This is a genomic window from Caulobacter sp. 602-1 (assembly GCF_003931565.1).
GTDB lineage: Bacteria > Pseudomonadota > Alphaproteobacteria > Caulobacterales > Caulobacteraceae > Caulobacter.
The window spans coordinates 1-301 of record NZ_RRYI01000100.1 but is presented as its reverse complement, the minus strand read 5'-3'; the positions used below and the strand labels follow the sequence as shown (position 1 = coordinate 301).

Sequence of the window (301 nt, the reverse complement as noted above, 5' to 3'; positions counted from 1 at the left end):
AGTTTCTTGTACTGCGCATGCTGGCCTTCCTGAAGCGCCCATGCAAACATCTCACGTTGCGAGGTGCCATGCAGAATACCAATACGCGGATCAGGGGTAACCAGGGCATCTCCGTAGCGCGCCACGATGGAGGAATTCGGGCACTCAAGCGTGTAACCGTCGTCGCTGCCGAGCTTGGCGAACGGCCGGTCCACCCGGAAGTCGCGTTCGAGCAGGTTCGGCACTTGCCCGCCTTGATCGCCCCTGTACGAGCTTTACTTCCTACACGGGTTCGCTTTGCGGATCCCGCATCTGAGACCCA

Annotated in this window: 1 protein-coding gene; it reads right to left on the bottom strand. The window is 59.8% G+C overall.

Annotated elements, in window-relative coordinates; translation table 11 throughout:
- On the bottom strand, positions 1-224 hold a 224-nt coding region (locus EIK80_RS25415), incomplete at its 3' end, for an aminotransferase class IV (protein ID WP_199743641.1).
- Between the last annotated feature and the right edge of the window lie 77 nt (positions 225-301).